The following is a 16,303-nucleotide window of genomic DNA, read 5'->3' on the forward strand; positions in this document are numbered from 1 at the left end:
TAGCCTAACGCAAAAAAGGCAGTGGGTTGACCGCCCGGCCCCCCTGGTGGATCTCAAAGTGCAGGTGGGGTCCAGTGCAGCGCCCGGTGCAGCCCCGTGCTCCGAGGGTCTGGCCAGCCTCGATCGATTGACCGGGTTGGGCTGTCACCCGCGAAAGATGGGCGTAGCGGCTGACGATGCCATCTTCGTGGCGGATATCGACGGCGTTGCCAAACCCACCGGACATCCAGCCGGCGTAGACGACGACCCCGGTGCGGGCAGCGACGACGGGCGAACCCATGGGGCCAACGATGTCGATGCCCTCGTGCATCCGCCCCCCCCGCCAGCCGTAGGGAGAACCGACGTAGCCCTGTACTGGCCAGGTGTAGCCGTGCCCGTTGGTCGGATGGGAGGGCCGGACCAGACTGAGGGCTGCGAGGGTGGCAGCGGGCGCAGCTGACACACTGGCTCCGTCGGCGCGTCTGGTCAGAGCGGTCGCTTCGCCAGGAATCACCAGCAACTGGCCGGGACTGATAAAATCCTGCAGACTCGGACCGGTCGCCTTCGCGATCGCGGTTGCGGGAACAGCAAAGCGTTCGGCAATCGCCGCGAGGGTATCGCGTCCTTCGACTCTGTAGACCAGACCATCGACGGGCGGAATCAACAGCCTGTGGCCTACTGCCAGCGGCTGGGTCAAATCAAGACTGTTAGAAAGCGCAATCGAGCTGGGTCTCAAGCCATAGCTGCGGGCGAGGGTATCGAGGGTATCGTCGGCGGCAACCGTGTGGGTGACCACCGAGCGGCGACCATCGAGCCAGTGCTCGCTGTCGCTGACGACGACCAGGGCGGCGACGTACTTTGCCTGGGTATTCTGCTGCAGGACGGCCACCAGATTGGCATCGGCCACCGGCTCTATCGGCGCACTCAGCCGGGCGACTACAATTGCGCCGCTTACCAGTGCAACTGCCGCCGCCGTATACCAGCCAATCCGAAACTTTCGGCGGGCGATCCGGGAGGGCAGGGGAGTTTTTGCCTGTGAGACTGTCTGGACCGCCGATTTCACCATGTACTCCCCCACCTGATGCGCTACTGGCACACACCCCCTCAAAGAAGGCGTGCGCTTCGGTTTCAAATAAGATACCCCGAAAGAGTACCGGATTCGATCCTGCTCAAATAGTTCGTGGTTGACAAATAGTCAGTTGACATAGATGGACCGATCCCCTGGCTTGACGGCCATCCGCACCGCGCCCTAAACTCACGATGAATATCGAATCACAATAAAAACGCGGCACTGCCTGCCGGCTCCAGCGAGCGGGAGCAGTCACCAGAAGATCGATTGAGAGTTTGCCGGGTGCTCCACGAGTGGACGCGAGCTGCAGATACTGCCGGGCGGGCTGGGATAGCCTGCGGCCCTGCTTTCCTTTATTGTCTTGAGAGGAATTTTGCGATGAGAATCCGTAGTCTGGCGCTGCTCGTTGCCTTCAGTTCTGCCCTGACGCCGGTCTATGCCCAGACGACCGGCTCCTCCCCAGCTGACGTTTCGCGAACAGCGGCAGCAGCGAATACGACGGCAAGCGACCTTACCCCCAGCACCGCTTCTGCCGCTCTAGACACGCCGATTCGCAAACCGGATATGCCGACGATTCCGGCCCAGCCTCTGCAACTGCGGATCCAGGCCACCCGGCCCCTCAAGTTGCAGGATGCCGTGAGCCTCGTTCTCGATCGCAATCCCCAACTGCTCACAGCCCGCTACGCGGTCGATCGCGCCGAGGCGGTCAAGCGCCAGGCGGAGGCGGCACTGTTTCCGACCGTCTCCTTGAATGTCAACTACACCTACAGCCAGTCGCCCCAATCGGCGATCTCGCGGGCACTTATCTCCGGTGAGTCCTCCTCGACCACCGGTCCCTCTACCCTCGCCCAGGGCATACAATTTTTGAACACCGCCGGTTTCACGCCTGCCGAGTCGTCCGCACTTTCCAGCCTGCTTTTCAGCTCCTCCGGTTCCGGCATCAACAACGCCTTTCTCTCTGAGAGCGCCACGATCACTGGCACCGCCGCCATCAACTGGACGATCTTCTCCAGCGGTCTGGTGGGCAGCAACATCCTCGCTGCCGAGGAGAGTCTTAAGGCGACTCGCCTGCAGTACGAGACCACCCGCCAGGATCTGATCAATACGGTGATCGGCGCTTACTACGACCTGCAGACCGCCGATGGCAACGTGCAGATAGGTGACGCGGCTGTCAAAAGCAACCAGGCGAGTGTGCGCGACGCCCGTGCCCAGGAGCAGGCGGGTACCGGCACCCGCTTCGCCGTGCTTCAGGCAGAAGTCAACCTCGCCAACGCTGTCCAGCAAAAATTAAGTGCCGACAACCAGCGCGAAATCAGCCAGCGCAACCTCGCCCGCCTGCTCAACTACGCCACACCGACGGCGGTCGAAGCGGTCGATCCGATCGAAGAGGCCGGTACCTGGAATCTGGGATTAGAAGAGACGATCATGCGCGCCCTCAACCAGCGCACCGAACTGGCGTACCAGGACTCCCTGCGCCGCTCCGCCAAAGCCACCCAGGCGGCGGCCTACGCCTCGATCTCCCCCCAGGTGAATGTCTTTTTGAACGGCCAGTTCTTCGACAACCTGATCGACCGCTCGGTGGGCATCTTTACCGGCTACACCATCGGGGCTCAGATCCAGTGGAACGCCTTCGACGGTGGAGCCGCCGTTGCCCAGGCGGATCAGGCGATCGCCACCGCCCGCACCGCTGAGGCCAACTTTATCGATACGTTCAACACCGTCCGCTACAGCGTCGAGTCCTCGATTTCGAGTTTGACGACCGCCCGCCAGCAGATCGACACCGCCACCACCGCCGTCGCCAGCGCCGAAGAGGCTCTGCGCCTCGCTCGCCTGCGCTTTCAAGCGGGAGTCGGTACCCAGACCGATGTGCTGATTGCCGACACCTCCCTCACCCAGGCGCGGGTCAACCGTCTGACGGCGGTGATCAGCTATAACCGGGCTCTCGCCTCGATTCGCCGCTCGGTGGGCATTCTGTAAAACATTGCGCTCAAGCGCAACCCGCCCTGCGCTCCGCGAGCGCGACACGCCCGCGATTCGGACCTACTCTGGAGCGAGCGTGTTTGCGAAGCAAAAAGCGATGAGCAGCAAATTTCTTGCAATGGCACTGGCAGCCGGATGCCTTTTGAGCCTGGGCCTGAACCATCCACCCGCTGAGGCAAAAGATGTCAACAAGCTCTGCAACAAGTTGACGCAGCGTATTCTCAAAAAGCAGTACCGGGGCCAATCGGTCAACTCCAACCAGCTTGCCCGCTACCAGTACTACTGCAGCGGCTACGGCTCCTCCGACGGCTACGGTTACTCCCAGAGCTACGGCGATCCCTACTCGGGCAACTACGGCTACTCCCAGAGCTACAGCTACCAGTCTCCCGGCAGCTACTCCCAGGGTTACGGCTATCCTTACTCCGGTAGCTACGGTCCTTCGGCCACGATCGCAACACCCAATTCCCAGGTCCAGATTCAAGGCGGCGGGATGGTGATTCAGACACCGACAACCGGTATCCGCGTCGGTTATTAGGCTGTCACGATTCCAAATGCGTATCGCCAGATTCGACCTGGGATAGAGGGGAAAAGACGGTACCCGTGCAACGATAGGTGATAGGTAGTTTACCTTAAAGCGATTATCTAAATCGCGGGAGGAAAGCATGAGTATCGAGAAGCGTGCTGAGGCTACAGCCAAGGACGTGCAGGGCAAAATCCAGGAAGCCTGGGGCGATTTGACCGACGATCCACAACAGGAACTGGAAGGCAAAGCCAAGCAGGTTGAGGCGAGCGCCGAGCACAAAAAAGAAGATCTAAAAGACGCAGCCAAGCGCACGATCGACAACGTCTAAAGCCTCAAAATGGTCGTCCACTGATCGTCACTTTCTCAGGACGATCCGACTTGTCAGTAGCAGGGTTTCAGATTAGAAGCCCTGCTATTTTGTGGGCGCTCGCTGCTCGACGGGAGATTTTTACCCAAAAGTCGGCCTTGACCCTGGAAGCTGTCGCACCCAGCCAGGAGGCTGTACTATGCTGGCTTGAGGAACTGAAACAGCCTGGCAGAATGCGAAGGCCGGCGCTGTCAGGCTGCAGATTGTTGGGGAACCGCCATGGAAAAATCGTTTACCCGGCGCTGGCAACTTAAAGACTATGTCTTCGCTGCCCTGATGACCGTCGGACTGGCGGTCACTGCCAAGATTACCCAGCCCCTCGCTTCGACCATCCCGCTGCCGGGGGCGACGACGATCGCCTGGGCTCCTTTTGCCGCTATCTTTCTGACGCTGGGGATGGCCCGTCTGCGCCGTCCCGGTGCCCTTGCCCTGATTTGCGGCGTGCTCGCCCTGCTGTTGGGTCTTATCTCCTGGACGATCTCCGCCTTTTTGGTCGTCGCTCTGGTGGCCGGGGAGCTGGCTGCCCTGCTGGCGGGCGGTTTCGGCAGTCGCAGCGGGCGGCTGGTGGCCAACGTCACATTTTTTGCGACCACCTGTCTGGTGGGCTGGACGATCGCCGTTGGTTTTTTACGGGGCACGCCCGTCGGCGATCTGGCTGCCCGCTGGCTCACCCAGCCCTGGGTGTTGCTACCGGCGGTGGTGGCGAGTGCGGCGGCGGGGGCGGTGGGCTGGTGGCTCGGTGAACAGATCGTCGGGCAGTTGCAGCGCGCCGGCAAATTGGACGATGGCTGAGCGAACCGGTTTTTTAAGCACGATCAACCCCCTCCTGAAGATCGGGCTGAGCATTGTTCTGACGGCTCTGGCCTTCGTCTTCAAAGCTGTCTGGGCCAATCTGCTCCTCGTCGCCGTGCTGCTGGTCCTCACCTTCACCTCCCTGCGCGTCCGCCCATCGCAGGTGCTGGGCTTTGCCGCTTTTTTGATCTTCTTTACGGTGCTGTCGGGTCTGCTCTCCGGAAATTGGGGGTACGCGAGTCTGGGGGGGGTTCGGCTTCTGGTGCTGCTGCTGCCGGCACCGCTGCTCGCTGCCACCACCCCGCCCGCCGACCTGGTGCGCGCCTTTCAGGCGGTGCGCCTGCCCGCCTTTCTGGTGCTGAGCCTGATGCTGAGCTGGCGCTTTTTGCCGCTCATCCAGCAGGAGGCCCAGCGCATCGTCGAGGCCAACGCCCTCAGGGGCGTCGATCTGGCCCGACAGCCGCAGCGGTGGTTTTCGGGCCTGTTTACACCGCTCATCTTCCGGATGGTCAGTTTTGCCGACGAGGTGAGCATCGGCCTTGAGACGCGAGGCTACGATCCTGATGCGCCCCGCAGCACCAGCCGACCGCTCCGCTGGCGGAGGGGCGACAGTCTTTTTGTCTGTGGAACGCTGCTCTGGCTTGCTGCGGTGGGGTACCTCGAGTGGACAGCCTGATTAGGGTTGCGGATCTGGGTTTTCGCCCCCCCGGTCAGTCGGACTGGGTCATACAGGGCGTCCAGCTGCAACTGGCTGCCGGTGAGATCGTTCTGGTGGCCGGTCCCACCGGCAGCGGCAAAAGCACACTGCTGGGAGCAATTGCTGGAATCGTCCCTGCCCACACCGGCGGCACCCTCACCGGCGAGATCCAGCTTGATGGCCAGTCGCTGGGATCGCTCAGTGTGCGCGAGCGCAGCCGCTCGATCGGCACCGTCCTGCAAAACGTCGAGGTGCAGATCTTCACCGATCGCGTCTGGGAGGAGCTGGCCTTTGGCCTTGAGAATCTGAACGTGCCGCCCGATCTGATCGCAGTGCAGATCGAGGGTGCCCTCAAGGATTTTGCCCTCACATCACAGTCGGACTGGCCCGTTGCCCGCCTCTCCGCCGGGCAGAAGCAAAGACTGGTGCTCGCCAGTGTGCTGGCGATGAACCAGCCGGTTCTGTTGCTCGACGAACCCTTCGCCTACCTCGATCGTTCGGGCAGCGCGTTTTTATTGGAACTGCTCGCTGAACGCGCCCGCGCCGGTCAGGCGATTTTGCTGGTGGAGCATCGCTTGGAGCTGGTGCGCTCACTGGCACAGCGCAGCTACCACTTCGCGGGCGGTGCGCTGCTCGCTGGCCTGCCACCGCCCGAGACTGCCGCTGCGGCGGCTGTCCCTACCGGGTCCGTCGGCCCGGTGGTGCTCGAAAGCGCCAGGCTCAGCTACGGCGGCTATCCGCCGCTGCCGGATCTACAGGTCCGTGCCGGGGAGAGGGTTCTGCTCCAGGGAGGCAACGGCTGCGGCAAGACGACGTTGCTCAAACTCTTGAGCGGCCTGCTCACCCCTGCTTCCGGCACGCTCACGATCCTGGGGGTGGACGCCCTGCGGCAGCCTGTGACCCGCCGCGCCCGCCAGGTCGGCTTTGTGCTCCAGAATCCCAACCACCAGCTCTTTGCCGACACCGCCCAGGGCGAGCTTGCCCAGCCCGGCGTAGGCGCTGCCCTCGTCGAGCAGCTTCTGGAGCAACTGGATCTGACGGCTGAAGGTTCCCGCCATCCCCAGTCACTCTCCCAGGGACAGAAGCGCCGTCTGGCTCTGGGGGCGGTCCTCGCCCGCCAGCCGCGCATTCTGCTGCTCGATGAGATCACTGTCGGTCAAGATCCGCGCTCCCTGGCGCTGATGCTCGCTGCTCTCGAACGCTTCAGCGCCGGAGGCGGTGCCCTCATCCTCACCAGCCACGATCCGGCGGCGGCCCGGCTGGCCAGCCAGGTCGTCGCCCTGTAACGCCTTAAAAATAAAAGATCTTGCGGTCGCGCTTGGGCGGCCTGCCCTGGTTGTTGGGGCGCTGCGGGGGACTGGGGTTGCGGCCAAACTGGGGCGGTGGGCCATTGAACTGGGGCGGCGGAGCGTTAAAGGGCGGACGCGGCCCGCCGGGGGGCACAAAGGGCGGTCCACCGGGCCTGCCCCGGCCTCGATCCTGGGCGACGAGCACTGCCGGAGCGATGCCGGAGGAAGCCACCGGAGCATCAGCAATGGGCTGGCCCTGGATGGTCAGTAGCGCTGCCAGACTCGTACCGTACAGGAAAATAGACATTGAACCGGCCCCAGGGGGCTATTACTTGCAATCCTTCTCAGGCTAGCGAATGCGCTGCGCTGCTGTCAGGTTTGCCGAACGCAGAGGCAGTTGCGCTCAAGCGCACTGCCCAGTCCTAACTGGATAGGGGCCGGGGCCGCCGCACAAAGATAGCAACCGCCACCGCCGCCAGCACAAGTGCTGTCCCGACACTCAGCCAGCGGGCCGTTCCCACCGACTGCCAGGCTCCAACGCCCAGCACCGCTGCCAGCACCAGCAGCCAGAAACTGCTGAGCACCGCCGGTCCAGCCGGTAGTAGGGCCGCCCGCTGTCCGTCGCCTCCGTCGGTGTTTCGGTCTGCTCCCAGTCGGGTCAGATAGCGCTCCCAGCCAAAGACGAACGCCACAAGCAGCACGACTGCCGCCCCACAGAGAATAGAGCCGTTCGTCCATTGCGCCACATAAAAGTTGGACAGGCCCAAGACACCACAGGCGATGGCGACGGCCCCCAACAGGGCGATAGCAAGTCCGACAAAGATGATCACAGGCGATTTTCCCTGCCCCGGCGGCTGTCGCGGTCGATCCAGAAAGCGGCAAGCGCCAGCGTGACGTTGCCTACCAGGGTCATCGCCGCCTGCACCGTACCCAGGTAAGCCAGTTCAGCCCCGTTGTCGAAGTAGTGCCAACTCAATACCGCCATCGCTCCGATGAGCGCCGGTAACATGCCCCAGCAGAGCACCCGAAAGGCTCCCGCACCCCGGTGGGTGCTGTAACGGGCGATGAGGACAATCGCCAGCGTCCACTCAAGAACGCTCGCGACATGAATGATCCAGGTGGGCAGCGACAGGGCGTGCATGGGCTCAGGGTAGCACCTCGATCGCACCCGGCAGTGCGTAGCAGAGACGACAAAAAGTTGAATCTTTTCTGAGGAACAGCCGGTTTGTCGCTGCCTTCTGATACAACAGCCTTGGTCTTGCGATGGTTAATCTGCATGGCACTGCTGGTCATGGTCCGCCACGGACAATCCCTCTGGAACCTCGAGAACCGCTTCACAGGCTGGACGGACGTGCCGCTCACCGAAAAAGGCAAGGAGGAGGCGCGCACCTGCGGTGAACTCCTCCACTGTGTGCGCTTTGACATCGCCTTTACCTCCAAGCTCAGCCGCGCCCAGCAGACGCTGCAGCTGTTGCTGGCCGCCGCCGGTCAATCCGACGTGCCGGTGATCGAGGACGAAGCGCTCAACGAGCGCCACTACGGCGAACTGCAGGGCCTCAACAAGGCCGAGACCGCCGCCAAATTTGGCGCAGAAACGGTCCAGCGCTGGCGGCGCGGCTTCGAGGACCGCCCTCCCGGCGGCGAGAGTCTCAAAGATACAGCTGTGCGCTCATTGCGCTACTTTTACAGTGCCATTGTTCCAGAACTGGCAACTGGCAAGAACGTGATTGTCAGCGCCCACGGCAACACCATCCGGGCGATCTTGATGGAACTTGACCACCTCAGCCCCGCGCAGGTCGAAAAAGTCGAGATCGAATACTGCGTGCCGATCGCCTTCGAGGCCCGATCGGACGGCAGCTTTGCCCAGGTGCTGCTGCCCCGCTGCGACCTCGTAAGCGCGCCCCAGCCCCCGGCCCGCCGGATCGGCAGTTCCTAGCGGATGCGATCGAGGCGCGAGATCACCGTCAGGGCAGCGGCACCGATGGCAACGACCGCACCACCCCAGAAGATGCTCCACAAAAAGTTGCTCAGCGTCGGCGTCACGTCCAGTTCTCCTTTCTGTAGTGTCGATTGTACCCGTTTGTTGCCCAATGTGACGAAGTCGCAAAAAATCCGGGAGCGCAGTAATTTGGAAGAACCGCGACCGGGACGACGATGGGCACTGAGGAGCAGCTGATCCGCGTTGCCGAGGACGAGTTGACCGAGTACAGCACGGACCTGCGCAAGATCGAAAAGCTGCGGCCAAAGGTGGCCCTGCGCCTCACCCCGGCTGAGCGGACCGCCCTCGCAGCCCGGTTGCGAGCCGAATTAGACGCCAGTGCGCCCTTTGGCCCGCTCGTCGAAAAGCAGCGTCAGGCCGTCGCTCTACCACTGTGGGGTCTTGGGGGTCTGGGGATGCTGGTGGGCTTTCTGGCGGGCTGGTGGGGCTGGGGGCTGGCTATCTTCGGTTGCACGGCTGCCTTTTTGCTCCAGCGCTGGGGCTGGCAGTTGCAGGCGCGCCGTCTACTGCTCGCTGTGATCGAAGACATCGAGCGGCGGGCGATCGTGTAGCGCCACCCGTCGTATAATCCCCCCGGAACCTGACGACGAGGAATTTTTAGATGAAAAAGCTGCATCTGGTCGCGCTGGTGGCGGTGCTGGTGACTTTGAGCCTGTCCGCCTGCGCAAAGCAACCCTCCGTGGACGAAGCTGCCAAGCCCGGCAACGGCAACACTCCCCTTTCTGCCCCCGCCGGTACGACCGAATCTGCGCCTGCCGGTACGACTTCGACTCCCTAAGAAGCGGCGTTCAATCGTCGGAGCTGGCGGTTGAAGATCGGCAGTCTGAGGCGGTAGCGGCCTCGCCGGTCGCGGCGGCGACCGAGGCTCAGCGGATACCAGAGGGGCCGCCGCTCTGCTTCCGGCAAAACCGCGATCCAGTCGTAGCGGAGCTGGGCCGCATCCGCCCCCACCTCCAGCCGGAAGTGGCGAAAGGCGTTGGGTGGTCCCCCGAGCGAAGGGGCGCTGAAGTAGGGCCGCCGCCGGTAACTCCAGCGCCGGGGCAGGTGCAGGTGCCCGCTGAGCACGGCGACGACGTTCGGCGAGGCGGCAATCAACTCAGCAAGCTGGATGCCGTCGTTGGGATTGAGCCTGAAATCGCGGAAGTAAGGGGAGGCCACCGGCGGGTGGTGCATGGCGATAACCAATTTTTCGTCGCGGTGGACGAGCAGCTGCCAGCGCAGCCAGTCCATCTGCTCGGCCATGAGCCGCCCCTGGGCGTGGGGGAACAATTCTGGCACCGTGTCGAGTACGACGAGCCGATAACCTGGCTTGACCGCGACACTGTAGAACAGTTTTTCGGGCAGCCCCAGCTTTTCGGCGAACGTCTGCTTGGTGAGCCGACCCGGCCAGGGTTTGCCGACGACATCGTGGTTGCCGACGCAGACGTAGTACGGACAGGGCAGCTCCCGGACGATCGCCTGGAACTGATCGAGCGCTGCCGCCTCCGCCTTGTCGAATAGATCGCCTGTAAAGACCACAAAGTCTACCGCTCCCAGCGTCCAGACCCTCTCGACCGCCATCTGCAACAGCGCCTCGGGCCGCTCGGAGAGCCACCAGCCCGAACGGCCATCGGTGGGCCGCAGGTGGACATCGGAGATCTGCACAAAATTCAGTTGGGGCTCGACCTTCACCGGGAACCTCTCCATCTGGCACAAGCGGGGAACACAGCTTTGAGCGTAACCTGCCTTCTGTAAATCGTCGCTTCTGGTTGCCTGAGCGGTGCCTCAGTTGAAACGTACCAGATACAGCGATCGAAAATCAATGAAATATTCGGTTACGTTCTGTATTTCTTCGTTACAATCGATCTAGAAAACAGCGCAGGACAGGCCGATGGATGTTTCTGACCGCTCCGGGGAGCGCTTCAAACTGTTTTTACCTTATCTGTCGTCGGCGACGGTTACTTTTTTGGTCCTTGCCCTGGTGACGGGCGTACTGCTCGGAGCCCACTTCGTGCCGACGATGGAGGCTTACGATTCGACCCGGAGCATCACCGGCGAGCTCAACTTTGGCTGGGCGATCCGGGGTCTGCACTGGTGGTCGAGCAGCCTCACCCTCATCTGCAGCCTGACTTTCACGAGCCTGGCCTTCTGGTACGGTTATTTTCGTGGCCCGGCAAAGTGGCTCTGGCTGAGCGGTCTTGCCCTGGGTCTGTTGCTTTTGGGCGCGAATGTCACAGGCTACTACTTGCCGCTCGATCAAAACGCCTACTGGCGGCTCGTGATCGAGGCAAATTTGTTTGCCGACGTGCCCGTGCTCGGTTCGGCGATCAAATATTTTTTGCTGGGCGGCTCCGCCGTCAGCACCGCGAGCATCGTCCGCATCAACTGGTTGCACAGCGTTGTCTTGCCCGTGTTTACCCTGATTGCCCTGGTGTGCCATGTATACGCAGCAAGAAAAGCAAAGCTTATCTAGAGAGCGTGCCCCTGGCCGCCTCCTCAACCCGCGCTTCTTCGATGTCGGGGTTGTGATCATCGCCTGCATCGGGATTGCCCTGGTGCTCACCGTCTTCGAGCCACCGAGGCTGGTGGATGCCTACGATGTCTTTGCCACGCCGGAAGTGCTGCCGGAGTGGTATTTGCTTCCGGCCTTTGCGATCATCAAGTCGCTCCCGGCCAAGATCATTGGCCTTGTCGGTCTGGGAGCGCTAGTAGCAGGTCTATTTGCCCTGCCCTTCTTGCCGGATCTCAGCAAGCGCGTACCTGGCGGTCCCTGGCTGGGACGGGCTGCTTTTATCGCCATTCACCTGAGCGTCGTCCTCCTCGGTTTTCTCACCCTGCGCTAAAGCGCCACTTCCGGATGGAAATGGCGCTCCTGTCCCCCTCGTGAACGTTTAAGCTGCCAGGCGCTTACTCAGCATCAGCTGGGTCAGAGCCCCAGTTGCTCGATGAATCAAAGCCCCAACCGCCAGTCGAATCGGTGCTGGTGGAGCTAAGATCCCAGCTACCGGTCGAGCTACTATCGGTCGAACCGCCGTCCCAGTCGGCTGTCGAACTGTCGTCAGTGGAACCGAAATCCCAACCGTCTGTTGTATCAGCATCGCCATCTTGCGCGAAGGAAGATTGGTAATCGCTGTCAAAGGAACTGTTGCCCTGGGTACTTGGGGTCTCGCCGTCGGCAGCGTAATCGGCTCCTGTATCCTGCCCCTGCCAGGGATCGTAGGCATCGACGGCCTGAGAGGGCTCAAAACCGTCCTGTCCGGCAAAGGAATCGCTGGGCTCCTCGCTGTCGCCGCTGTTCCAGAAGTCGTAGCTATCCTGGGCAGCCCCAGGCTGGGCCTGCACGGTTGGATGGTAGCCGTCACCGGCACTGGTGGGCTGAATCGGGTTCTCGTCGTGATTCATCACCTCATCGTCGAGCACGCCGTCGTCATTCACGTCGCTCTGGTGCCTGTCTACCCAGCCGTCGCCGTCGAAGTCATTTTTGACATCGACGATGGTGCCTGCAGCGTCGTTGCTCGTCTCGATCGCCGACTGGTTGGTGAGGTGGCCTTCGCGATCGAAGGTCTGGTTGATCGAAGTATCGATGTAACCGTTGCCGTCGTAATCGACGCTGCCCATATGATCGGAGCCTCTGGCGCTCATCGTGCCGACATCGACGCCGACGTAGCGCTCGCCGTCGTAGAAGCTCACCTGATGGGTATCGCCGTAGGTGTGCGGATCGTAGTTCGATCGCCAATCCACCGTGCCGTTGCCGTCCGCGTCGATGTCCCACTCGCCTTTTGCCTGCCAGCCGAAGTGGTCTGCGGCCCCCTTGCCGTGGCCCAGGGTGTAGGTCTCGGTGGAGCCATTCACCTGCTGGCTCTGCTGGTCGATCGTTCCGTCGCCGTCTTTGTCGTAGCGGCCAGTCAGAAAGCCGCCATCTTTGTCGTAGGTTTCTTCGCTCATCGAGGTGACGCGGCCATTTTTATCCATCTGGGCGTCGCGCCAGGTGCTCGTACCATCGGCGTTTTGGTAGCGCGCACCGCGAGCGCTGCTGCCGTCCTGGTGCCGGTCGGCGTACTCGTAGCTGTCGTTCTGACCGGTCGAGGAGATGTCCGCGCCGACTTCGTGCCGCTGGGTATAACTGCCGGGGGTGTCCTCTGCGATCGTCTCCTGGGTCGTTTTCATGTAGGGGCTGTCTTTGGAGTTCGCCGGGTTGGTGTAGGAATACTCATCCACACTGGGGAACAGTGAACGGGCCATGACTGACTTTCTCCTTGTTCGGGGTGTCGCGAGTGGTGGAGCGCGACTCGCTCTACTTCTGACCGTAGAGAGCAATCGGGAGGAATTAGAGAAGATCAAAAGCCGGTTCTTTTTTCAAGATTCGACGGCAACCGCCGGTGGCTGCACTGCCAGATCGATTACAAGCCAGAGGCTCACTAGCCCCGGCTGAAGACCAATGCAAAGACCGTCGGCACTACTGTTTGCAAAGCTTTACAGCAGTGTGCCGCAGGATAAATGTAGGATTTGTACCAGACAATCTACTCTATAGCTGAGCTTCAGAATGTAATTGCTCATTGCTCATCAGAACAACAGTCCGTGTAGCTTCTCGATGTTGTAGGAGTGAATTTTATGCGTAAGAATAGTTGGTGCTTCCCTGTTGCATGTTTGTTTGGAATATTCGGCCAAACTTCCGCTTTATATGCGTGTCTGCCTCCAATGAGAATTGACTCCTTTACGCCTACAAATGGCCCCCCGGAACAACTGTGATCCTTATGGCAATTTCCCGTATTTCAAATCTATTACTTTCAACGGGAAGCCATTCCAAACTCTCTATTACATACAGGCCACTTCATTGCACTATGGAATAGTTTCGAATGCAGGAGGAAGCACCCACACTCCTGGGATTAGCTTTCTTTATGGGAACTTATCTGCTAGTGCGGCTGGACAAGCTCAGTGGGTTCAGCTTGCAGGCGTAAATATACAAAAATCAGATCAAATGGTAAGAATGTTGTGAATTTTGTGGCTTCTGGATTAGACACCAGTTATCCTTACCCTGCAACTAGCTCAAGTACGACTGAAGATTCTCCAGCATCAGTGTTTAACCTAGATCCCATGACCTGTGGCTCTATACTCACAAATTTCTGTCAATGATTCATTTGATATGTATTTGATGTGGAAACGGAGTATAAACAATAGCATATAGGTACCTCTGACAAAAATTCATTGGGGATGGAGTGGCACTTGTGAAGAGGCTAGCGCGAGTAATAGTTTTACATTTACCTCATCTGGAATCAATAAGATTTCTCCTACAGTTAGTCCTATAGAAGCCTATCCAGTTTGGTCTAGATCAGTTACTGCACCATGAGGTGAATCAATGAAACTCGCCATTACTCTGATTAGTCTAGGCTCCATATTTTTAGGCAATGGTATCCTGCTTGCTCAGGAACCAGCTATCAAACAGGATAGTTCTACTTCCACAGCAAAACCCTATATCATCAATAAAGACGAGTATCGGCAACAGTATTTGGATAAGAGACAAGCTGTACTAAACGGACCAAAGCTTCAAAATATTCCAGTAGATTATATGGGTGCATCCTATAAGGGCTTTAAGCTTCAAGTGTCACCAAGCCTAGTTAATTACCAAGGGAATGAACCAATTATTCTACGTGCAGTTGTGAAAAATGCATCAAAAAGACAACTAAAGTTTGTTGGATACATAGGCTATCCTACTTCTGGGCATCCCCTTTCTTGCACCTTTGTCATATTGATTACTGATAGCCAGGGGCAAAGTATACAAGATAAGTACTTTGAAGCGGGTGAAGAGCACTATTGCCCGGCAATGGTGCCACCAGCGACGGTGAGTCTTGGTGCTGGCGAAATGGAGTCTTTTGAAGTAACTTTGAATGACCTCTACAATCTAAAGAAAGGTGATACCTATACTGTGGTGTTTATCTATCCCACTATAGATGAAAATCAGCCCTCTTCAAGCCAGGCTCCTTATGGTCTAGTCTCTAATAAGGTGTTCATTAACATTCCTTGAGTGCAATACATTCATGAAAAGACGAGAAACTCTTGATGTTGCACGGAATTCTTTAGCGTCATTAATGATTGGTCTACCTCTATGTATATGGAACACTGAGTTTGCATGTGCTGTTCAATCGCTTACCTGGCCTGAGTTTATTACTAGATTAACCAAGCTTGTATCCAGTCAGTTTTCTTCTGACTGGAATCAGGATTCCTACGTTGACTCTGTCTGCAGGAAAATTGCACTGCTAGATTTAGATGGGTTGCCGTTATCGCCTATAAAGCAAGGGCGAATTGAGTTTCAATCTTTATATAAAGTGAATTCTTTTGAAGTTACTCAGATTGCTTTTGATCAAGGATGCAGAATACCACCACATAATCATCCAGGAATGACAGGCGTGCTCACCTGCCTGAGTGGTAAGTTGAGAGTGATCAATTATGAATTAACTTCAGAGGGACAGCTCAAACAGGTTGCGGATGTCGTTCTAAGGCAATCTGAGGTTAGCGTACTAACTGCCAACAAGCACAATATTCATCAAGTAATTGCTGTTACTCCCTGCGTCGTCATGGATATCTTCACGCCACCTTATAACACTGAGAGAGAACGCAAAACGAAGTGGTATGGGAATTGAGGGCCGAATGCGGCAGTGCTCCACGATAAAGTCCTACCTCCAAGTGGAAATGCTGTGACTGTTTCCTGTAAAGCTTTTTCACTACTGGTACATCTGCGTTGCTCGTCGAGTCAAAGCTCCGGCTTGAGAAAGACTACCCATCGCTGTTACTGGAACTTAAGATTCGACGGCGGCCACGGTTGGCTGTACCGCCAGGTCGATCACAAGCCAGAGGCTCACCAGCCCCGGCTGGAGGCCCAGACTGAGCAGGGCGGCGGCCCACCAGTGTACCTGCACCAGCAAGACGAGGGCTGCCAGTACCACAAGCGAGCAAGCGAGGCCACCCAGCCGCACCAGCCAGGGGTGGCCGCCTCTCACCGTCGCCGCTCCGAGCGCCAGAAGCAGGGTGCGGCGCTGCTGATCGATCGCGGCCAGAATCCGGTCGAGGGCCAGAAGCGCGCACGTTCCCACCGGCACGAGCACCAGGAGCCACCACCAGAGGGCACGGGCGACGCGCAGGGGCGTATCCGCCTTCGTCTCGATCTGAAAGTGCAGTGCGAAGGTCAGCCAGCAGATGGCGGCGATACTCAGGCCAATCGTCCAGAGCCCCGCCAGCAGGCTGCTGCTTAGAAGAGACCAGAATTGATCGAAGTAGACCCGGAGCGCGGCGACGAGCAGGCGTCCGGGCTTTGCATCGATCAAAGCGGACGTTTCGCGATGAATCAGGCCGCCCTGCAGCAGGCCAGCGCGGGCGAAGGAGCGCACCTGGGCATCCGGCGAACCCAGTAGCTGCGAGCAGGTCTGCAGGTGCACCTCCGGCTGACCGGCCACCAGACTGCAGCGGGCAATCCACATCAGCACCCGGTCGCGCTCGCTCGTCGAGCGTATCCCGCTCAGCGCCTGCTGGAAGTAATGGAGCGCTTCGACGTACTGTTCAGCCTGAAAAGCTTCCAGCCCCTGCTCGATCAACAACACGGCTTTTCTCCCACCTGGGCGAAATTCTAGCAGATAT

General features: G+C 59.4%; 21 protein-coding genes. 13 read left to right on the top strand and 8 right to left on the bottom strand.

Annotation, left to right across the window (positions count from 1 at the left end; genetic code table 11):
• Positions 1–4: 4 nt before the first annotated feature.
• The gene (locus GKIL_RS18305; protein WP_023175307.1) at positions 5–1,075 is read right to left on the bottom strand and encodes a peptidoglycan DD-metalloendopeptidase family protein; all 1,071 of its coding nucleotides are present in this window, start codon (positions 1,073–1,075) and stop codon (positions 5–7) included.
• Positions 1,076–1,426: 351 nt separating this feature from the next.
• Between GKIL_RS18305 and GKIL_RS18310 the strand changes: the two genes are divergently transcribed.
• The 6 genes from GKIL_RS18310 (at position 1,427) to GKIL_RS18335 (ending at position 6,693) form a co-directional block, all read left to right on the top strand.
• Positions 1,427–3,025, top strand: a complete 1,599-nt coding sequence (locus GKIL_RS18310) for a TolC family protein (RefSeq protein ID WP_023175308.1) — start codon at positions 1,427–1,429, stop codon at positions 3,023–3,025.
• A 100-nt stretch (positions 3,026–3,125) separates the two neighbouring features.
• Positions 3,126–3,563, top strand: a complete 438-nt coding sequence (locus GKIL_RS18315) for a hypothetical protein (protein ID WP_023175309.1) — start codon at positions 3,126–3,128, stop codon at positions 3,561–3,563.
• 127 nt (positions 3,564–3,690) lie between these two features.
• Positions 3,691–3,879, top strand: a complete 189-nt coding sequence (locus tag GKIL_RS18320) for a CsbD family protein (protein WP_023175310.1) — start codon at positions 3,691–3,693, stop codon at positions 3,877–3,879.
• A gap of 258 nt (positions 3,880–4,137) precedes the next feature.
• On the top strand, positions 4,138–4,710 hold the full coding sequence (locus GKIL_RS18325) for a hypothetical protein (RefSeq protein ID WP_023175311.1): 573 nt from the start codon (positions 4,138–4,140) through the stop codon (positions 4,708–4,710).
• Positions 4,703–5,386 carry an energy-coupling factor transporter transmembrane component T family protein gene (locus tag GKIL_RS18330; RefSeq protein ID WP_023175313.1) on the top strand — a complete coding sequence of 228 codons (684 nt, stop codon included), beginning with the start codon at positions 4,703–4,705 and terminating at the stop codon, positions 5,384–5,386. Before GKIL_RS18325 ends, GKIL_RS18330 begins: the two co-directional genes overlap by 8 nt.
• Complete coding sequence (locus GKIL_RS18335) at positions 5,374–6,693, top strand: ABC transporter ATP-binding protein (protein WP_023175314.1); 1,320 nt, start codon at positions 5,374–5,376, stop codon at positions 6,691–6,693. The genes GKIL_RS18330 and GKIL_RS18335 overlap by 13 nt, the downstream gene beginning before the upstream one ends.
• A gap of 4 nt (positions 6,694–6,697) precedes the next feature.
• Here GKIL_RS18335 and GKIL_RS18340 read toward each other — a convergent pair whose 3' ends face one another.
• From GKIL_RS18340 to GKIL_RS18350, 3 genes are all read right to left on the bottom strand, one after another.
• Positions 6,698–7,003 carry a hypothetical protein gene (locus tag GKIL_RS18340; protein ID WP_023175315.1) on the bottom strand — a complete coding sequence of 102 codons (306 nt, stop codon included), beginning with the start codon at positions 7,001–7,003 and terminating at the stop codon, positions 6,698–6,700.
• Between the two features lie 115 nt (positions 7,004–7,118).
• Positions 7,119–7,526 carry a hypothetical protein gene (locus GKIL_RS18345; RefSeq protein WP_023175316.1) on the bottom strand — a complete coding sequence of 136 codons (408 nt, stop codon included), beginning with the start codon at positions 7,524–7,526 and terminating at the stop codon, positions 7,119–7,121.
• The gene (locus GKIL_RS18350; RefSeq protein WP_023175317.1) at positions 7,523–7,837 is read right to left on the bottom strand and encodes a DUF2499 domain-containing protein; all 315 of its coding nucleotides are present in this window, start codon (positions 7,835–7,837) and stop codon (positions 7,523–7,525) included. The genes GKIL_RS18345 and GKIL_RS18350 overlap by 4 nt, the downstream gene beginning before the upstream one ends.
• A gap of 135 nt (positions 7,838–7,972) precedes the next feature.
• Between GKIL_RS18350 and GKIL_RS18355 the strand changes: the two genes are divergently transcribed.
• Entirely contained in the window at positions 7,973–8,632 is a 660-nt protein-coding gene (locus GKIL_RS18355; protein ID WP_023175318.1) for a 2,3-bisphosphoglycerate-dependent phosphoglycerate mutase, read from the top strand.
• On the opposite strand, the gene GKIL_RS24995 is transcribed toward GKIL_RS18355, so the two are convergent.
• Complete coding sequence (locus GKIL_RS24995; RefSeq protein ID WP_023175320.1) at positions 8,629–8,739, bottom strand: photosystem II reaction center X protein; 111 nt, start codon at positions 8,737–8,739, stop codon at positions 8,629–8,631. The two genes, GKIL_RS18355 and GKIL_RS24995, sit on opposite strands and share 4 nt — an antisense overlap.
• 111 nt (positions 8,740–8,850) lie before the next feature.
• Between GKIL_RS24995 and GKIL_RS18365 the strand changes: the two genes are divergently transcribed.
• On the top strand, positions 8,851–9,246 hold the full coding sequence (locus GKIL_RS18365) for a hypothetical protein (protein WP_023175321.1): 396 nt from the start codon (positions 8,851–8,853) through the stop codon (positions 9,244–9,246).
• A 50-nt stretch (positions 9,247–9,296) separates the two neighbouring features.
• Entirely contained in the window at positions 9,297–9,473 is a 177-nt protein-coding gene (locus GKIL_RS25400; RefSeq protein WP_023175322.1) for a hypothetical protein, read from the top strand.
• On the opposite strand, the gene GKIL_RS18370 is transcribed toward GKIL_RS25400, so the two are convergent.
• Positions 9,470–10,366, bottom strand: coding sequence for a phosphodiesterase (locus GKIL_RS18370; protein WP_051382858.1), 897 nt, complete (start codon positions 10,364–10,366; stop codon positions 9,470–9,472). The two genes, GKIL_RS25400 and GKIL_RS18370, sit on opposite strands and share 4 nt — an antisense overlap.
• Positions 10,367–10,565: 199 nt before the next feature.
• Between GKIL_RS18370 and GKIL_RS18375 the strand changes: the two genes are divergently transcribed.
• Both GKIL_RS18375 and GKIL_RS18380 read left to right on the top strand, forming a co-directional pair.
• Positions 10,566–11,147, top strand: coding sequence for a cytochrome b N-terminal domain-containing protein (locus GKIL_RS18375; protein WP_023175324.1), 582 nt, complete (start codon positions 10,566–10,568; stop codon positions 11,145–11,147).
• Positions 11,113–11,517 carry a cytochrome b6/f complex subunit IV gene (locus GKIL_RS18380; RefSeq protein WP_023175325.1) on the top strand — a complete coding sequence of 135 codons (405 nt, stop codon included), beginning with the start codon at positions 11,113–11,115 and terminating at the stop codon, positions 11,515–11,517. Before GKIL_RS18375 ends, GKIL_RS18380 begins: the two co-directional genes overlap by 35 nt.
• A gap of 64 nt (positions 11,518–11,581) precedes the next feature.
• Here the strand turns inward: GKIL_RS18380 and GKIL_RS18385 are convergent, their stop codons facing one another.
• Positions 11,582–12,916 carry a hypothetical protein gene (locus GKIL_RS18385; protein ID WP_023175326.1) on the bottom strand — a complete coding sequence of 445 codons (1,335 nt, stop codon included), beginning with the start codon at positions 12,914–12,916 and terminating at the stop codon, positions 11,582–11,584.
• Positions 12,917–14,030: 1,114 nt separating this feature from the next.
• Between GKIL_RS18385 and GKIL_RS25000 the strand changes: the two genes are divergently transcribed.
• Together GKIL_RS25000 and GKIL_RS24325 are read left to right on the top strand one after the other, a co-directional pair.
• Positions 14,031–14,696: a hypothetical protein gene (locus GKIL_RS25000; RefSeq protein ID WP_023175328.1), complete on the top strand. Its 666-nt coding sequence runs from the start codon at positions 14,031–14,033 to the stop codon at positions 14,694–14,696.
• A 13-nt stretch (positions 14,697–14,709) separates the two neighbouring features.
• The gene (locus GKIL_RS24325; protein WP_023175329.1) at positions 14,710–15,312 is read left to right on the top strand and encodes a 2-aminoethanethiol dioxygenase; all 603 of its coding nucleotides are present in this window, start codon (positions 14,710–14,712) and stop codon (positions 15,310–15,312) included.
• A 156-nt stretch (positions 15,313–15,468) separates the two neighbouring features.
• Here the strand turns inward: GKIL_RS24325 and GKIL_RS18390 are convergent, their stop codons facing one another.
• Positions 15,469–16,266: a hypothetical protein gene (locus GKIL_RS18390; protein WP_041244063.1), complete on the bottom strand. Its 798-nt coding sequence runs from the start codon at positions 16,264–16,266 to the stop codon at positions 15,469–15,471.
• Between the last annotated feature and the right edge of the window lie 37 nt (positions 16,267–16,303).

Origin of the sequence: Gloeobacter kilaueensis JS1 (assembly GCF_000484535.1) — a bacterium.
In the GTDB taxonomy this organism is placed as follows: domain Bacteria; phylum Cyanobacteriota; class Cyanobacteriia; order Gloeobacterales; family Gloeobacteraceae; genus Gloeobacter; species Gloeobacter kilaueensis.

Excerpts from the sequence above, each read along its gene's own strand:
- GKIL_RS18385 (WP_023175326.1), bottom strand. The coding sequence starts at position 12,916 with ATGGCCCGTTCACTGTTCCCCAGTGTGGATGAGTATTCCTACACCAAC.
- GKIL_RS24325 (WP_023175329.1), top strand. The coding sequence starts at position 14,710 with ATGAAAAGACGAGAAACTCTTGATGTTGCACGGAATTCTTTAGCGTCA.
- GKIL_RS18375 (WP_023175324.1), top strand. The coding sequence starts at position 10,566 with ATGGATGTTTCTGACCGCTCCGGGGAGCGCTTCAAACTGTTTTTACCT.
- GKIL_RS18350 (WP_023175317.1), bottom strand. The coding sequence starts at position 7,837 with ATGCACGCCCTGTCGCTGCCCACCTGGATCATTCATGTCGCGAGCGTT.
- GKIL_RS25000 (WP_023175328.1), top strand. The coding sequence starts at position 14,031 with ATGAAACTCGCCATTACTCTGATTAGTCTAGGCTCCATATTTTTAGGC.
- GKIL_RS18365 (WP_023175321.1), top strand. The coding sequence starts at position 8,851 with ATGGGCACTGAGGAGCAGCTGATCCGCGTTGCCGAGGACGAGTTGACC.
- GKIL_RS18310 (WP_023175308.1), top strand. The coding sequence starts at position 1,427 with ATGAGAATCCGTAGTCTGGCGCTGCTCGTTGCCTTCAGTTCTGCCCTG.
- GKIL_RS18315 (WP_023175309.1), top strand. The coding sequence starts at position 3,126 with ATGAGCAGCAAATTTCTTGCAATGGCACTGGCAGCCGGATGCCTTTTG.
- GKIL_RS18340 (WP_023175315.1), bottom strand. The coding sequence starts at position 7,003 with ATGTCTATTTTCCTGTACGGTACGAGTCTGGCAGCGCTACTGACCATC.
- GKIL_RS18380 (WP_023175325.1), top strand. The coding sequence starts at position 11,113 with ATGTATACGCAGCAAGAAAAGCAAAGCTTATCTAGAGAGCGTGCCCCT.
- GKIL_RS18320 (WP_023175310.1), top strand. The coding sequence starts at position 3,691 with ATGAGTATCGAGAAGCGTGCTGAGGCTACAGCCAAGGACGTGCAGGGC.
- GKIL_RS18355 (WP_023175318.1), top strand. The coding sequence starts at position 7,973 with ATGGCACTGCTGGTCATGGTCCGCCACGGACAATCCCTCTGGAACCTC.
- GKIL_RS25400 (WP_023175322.1), top strand. The coding sequence starts at position 9,297 with ATGAAAAAGCTGCATCTGGTCGCGCTGGTGGCGGTGCTGGTGACTTTG.
- GKIL_RS18330 (WP_023175313.1), top strand. The coding sequence starts at position 4,703 with ATGGCTGAGCGAACCGGTTTTTTAAGCACGATCAACCCCCTCCTGAAG.
- GKIL_RS18325 (WP_023175311.1), top strand. The coding sequence starts at position 4,138 with ATGGAAAAATCGTTTACCCGGCGCTGGCAACTTAAAGACTATGTCTTC.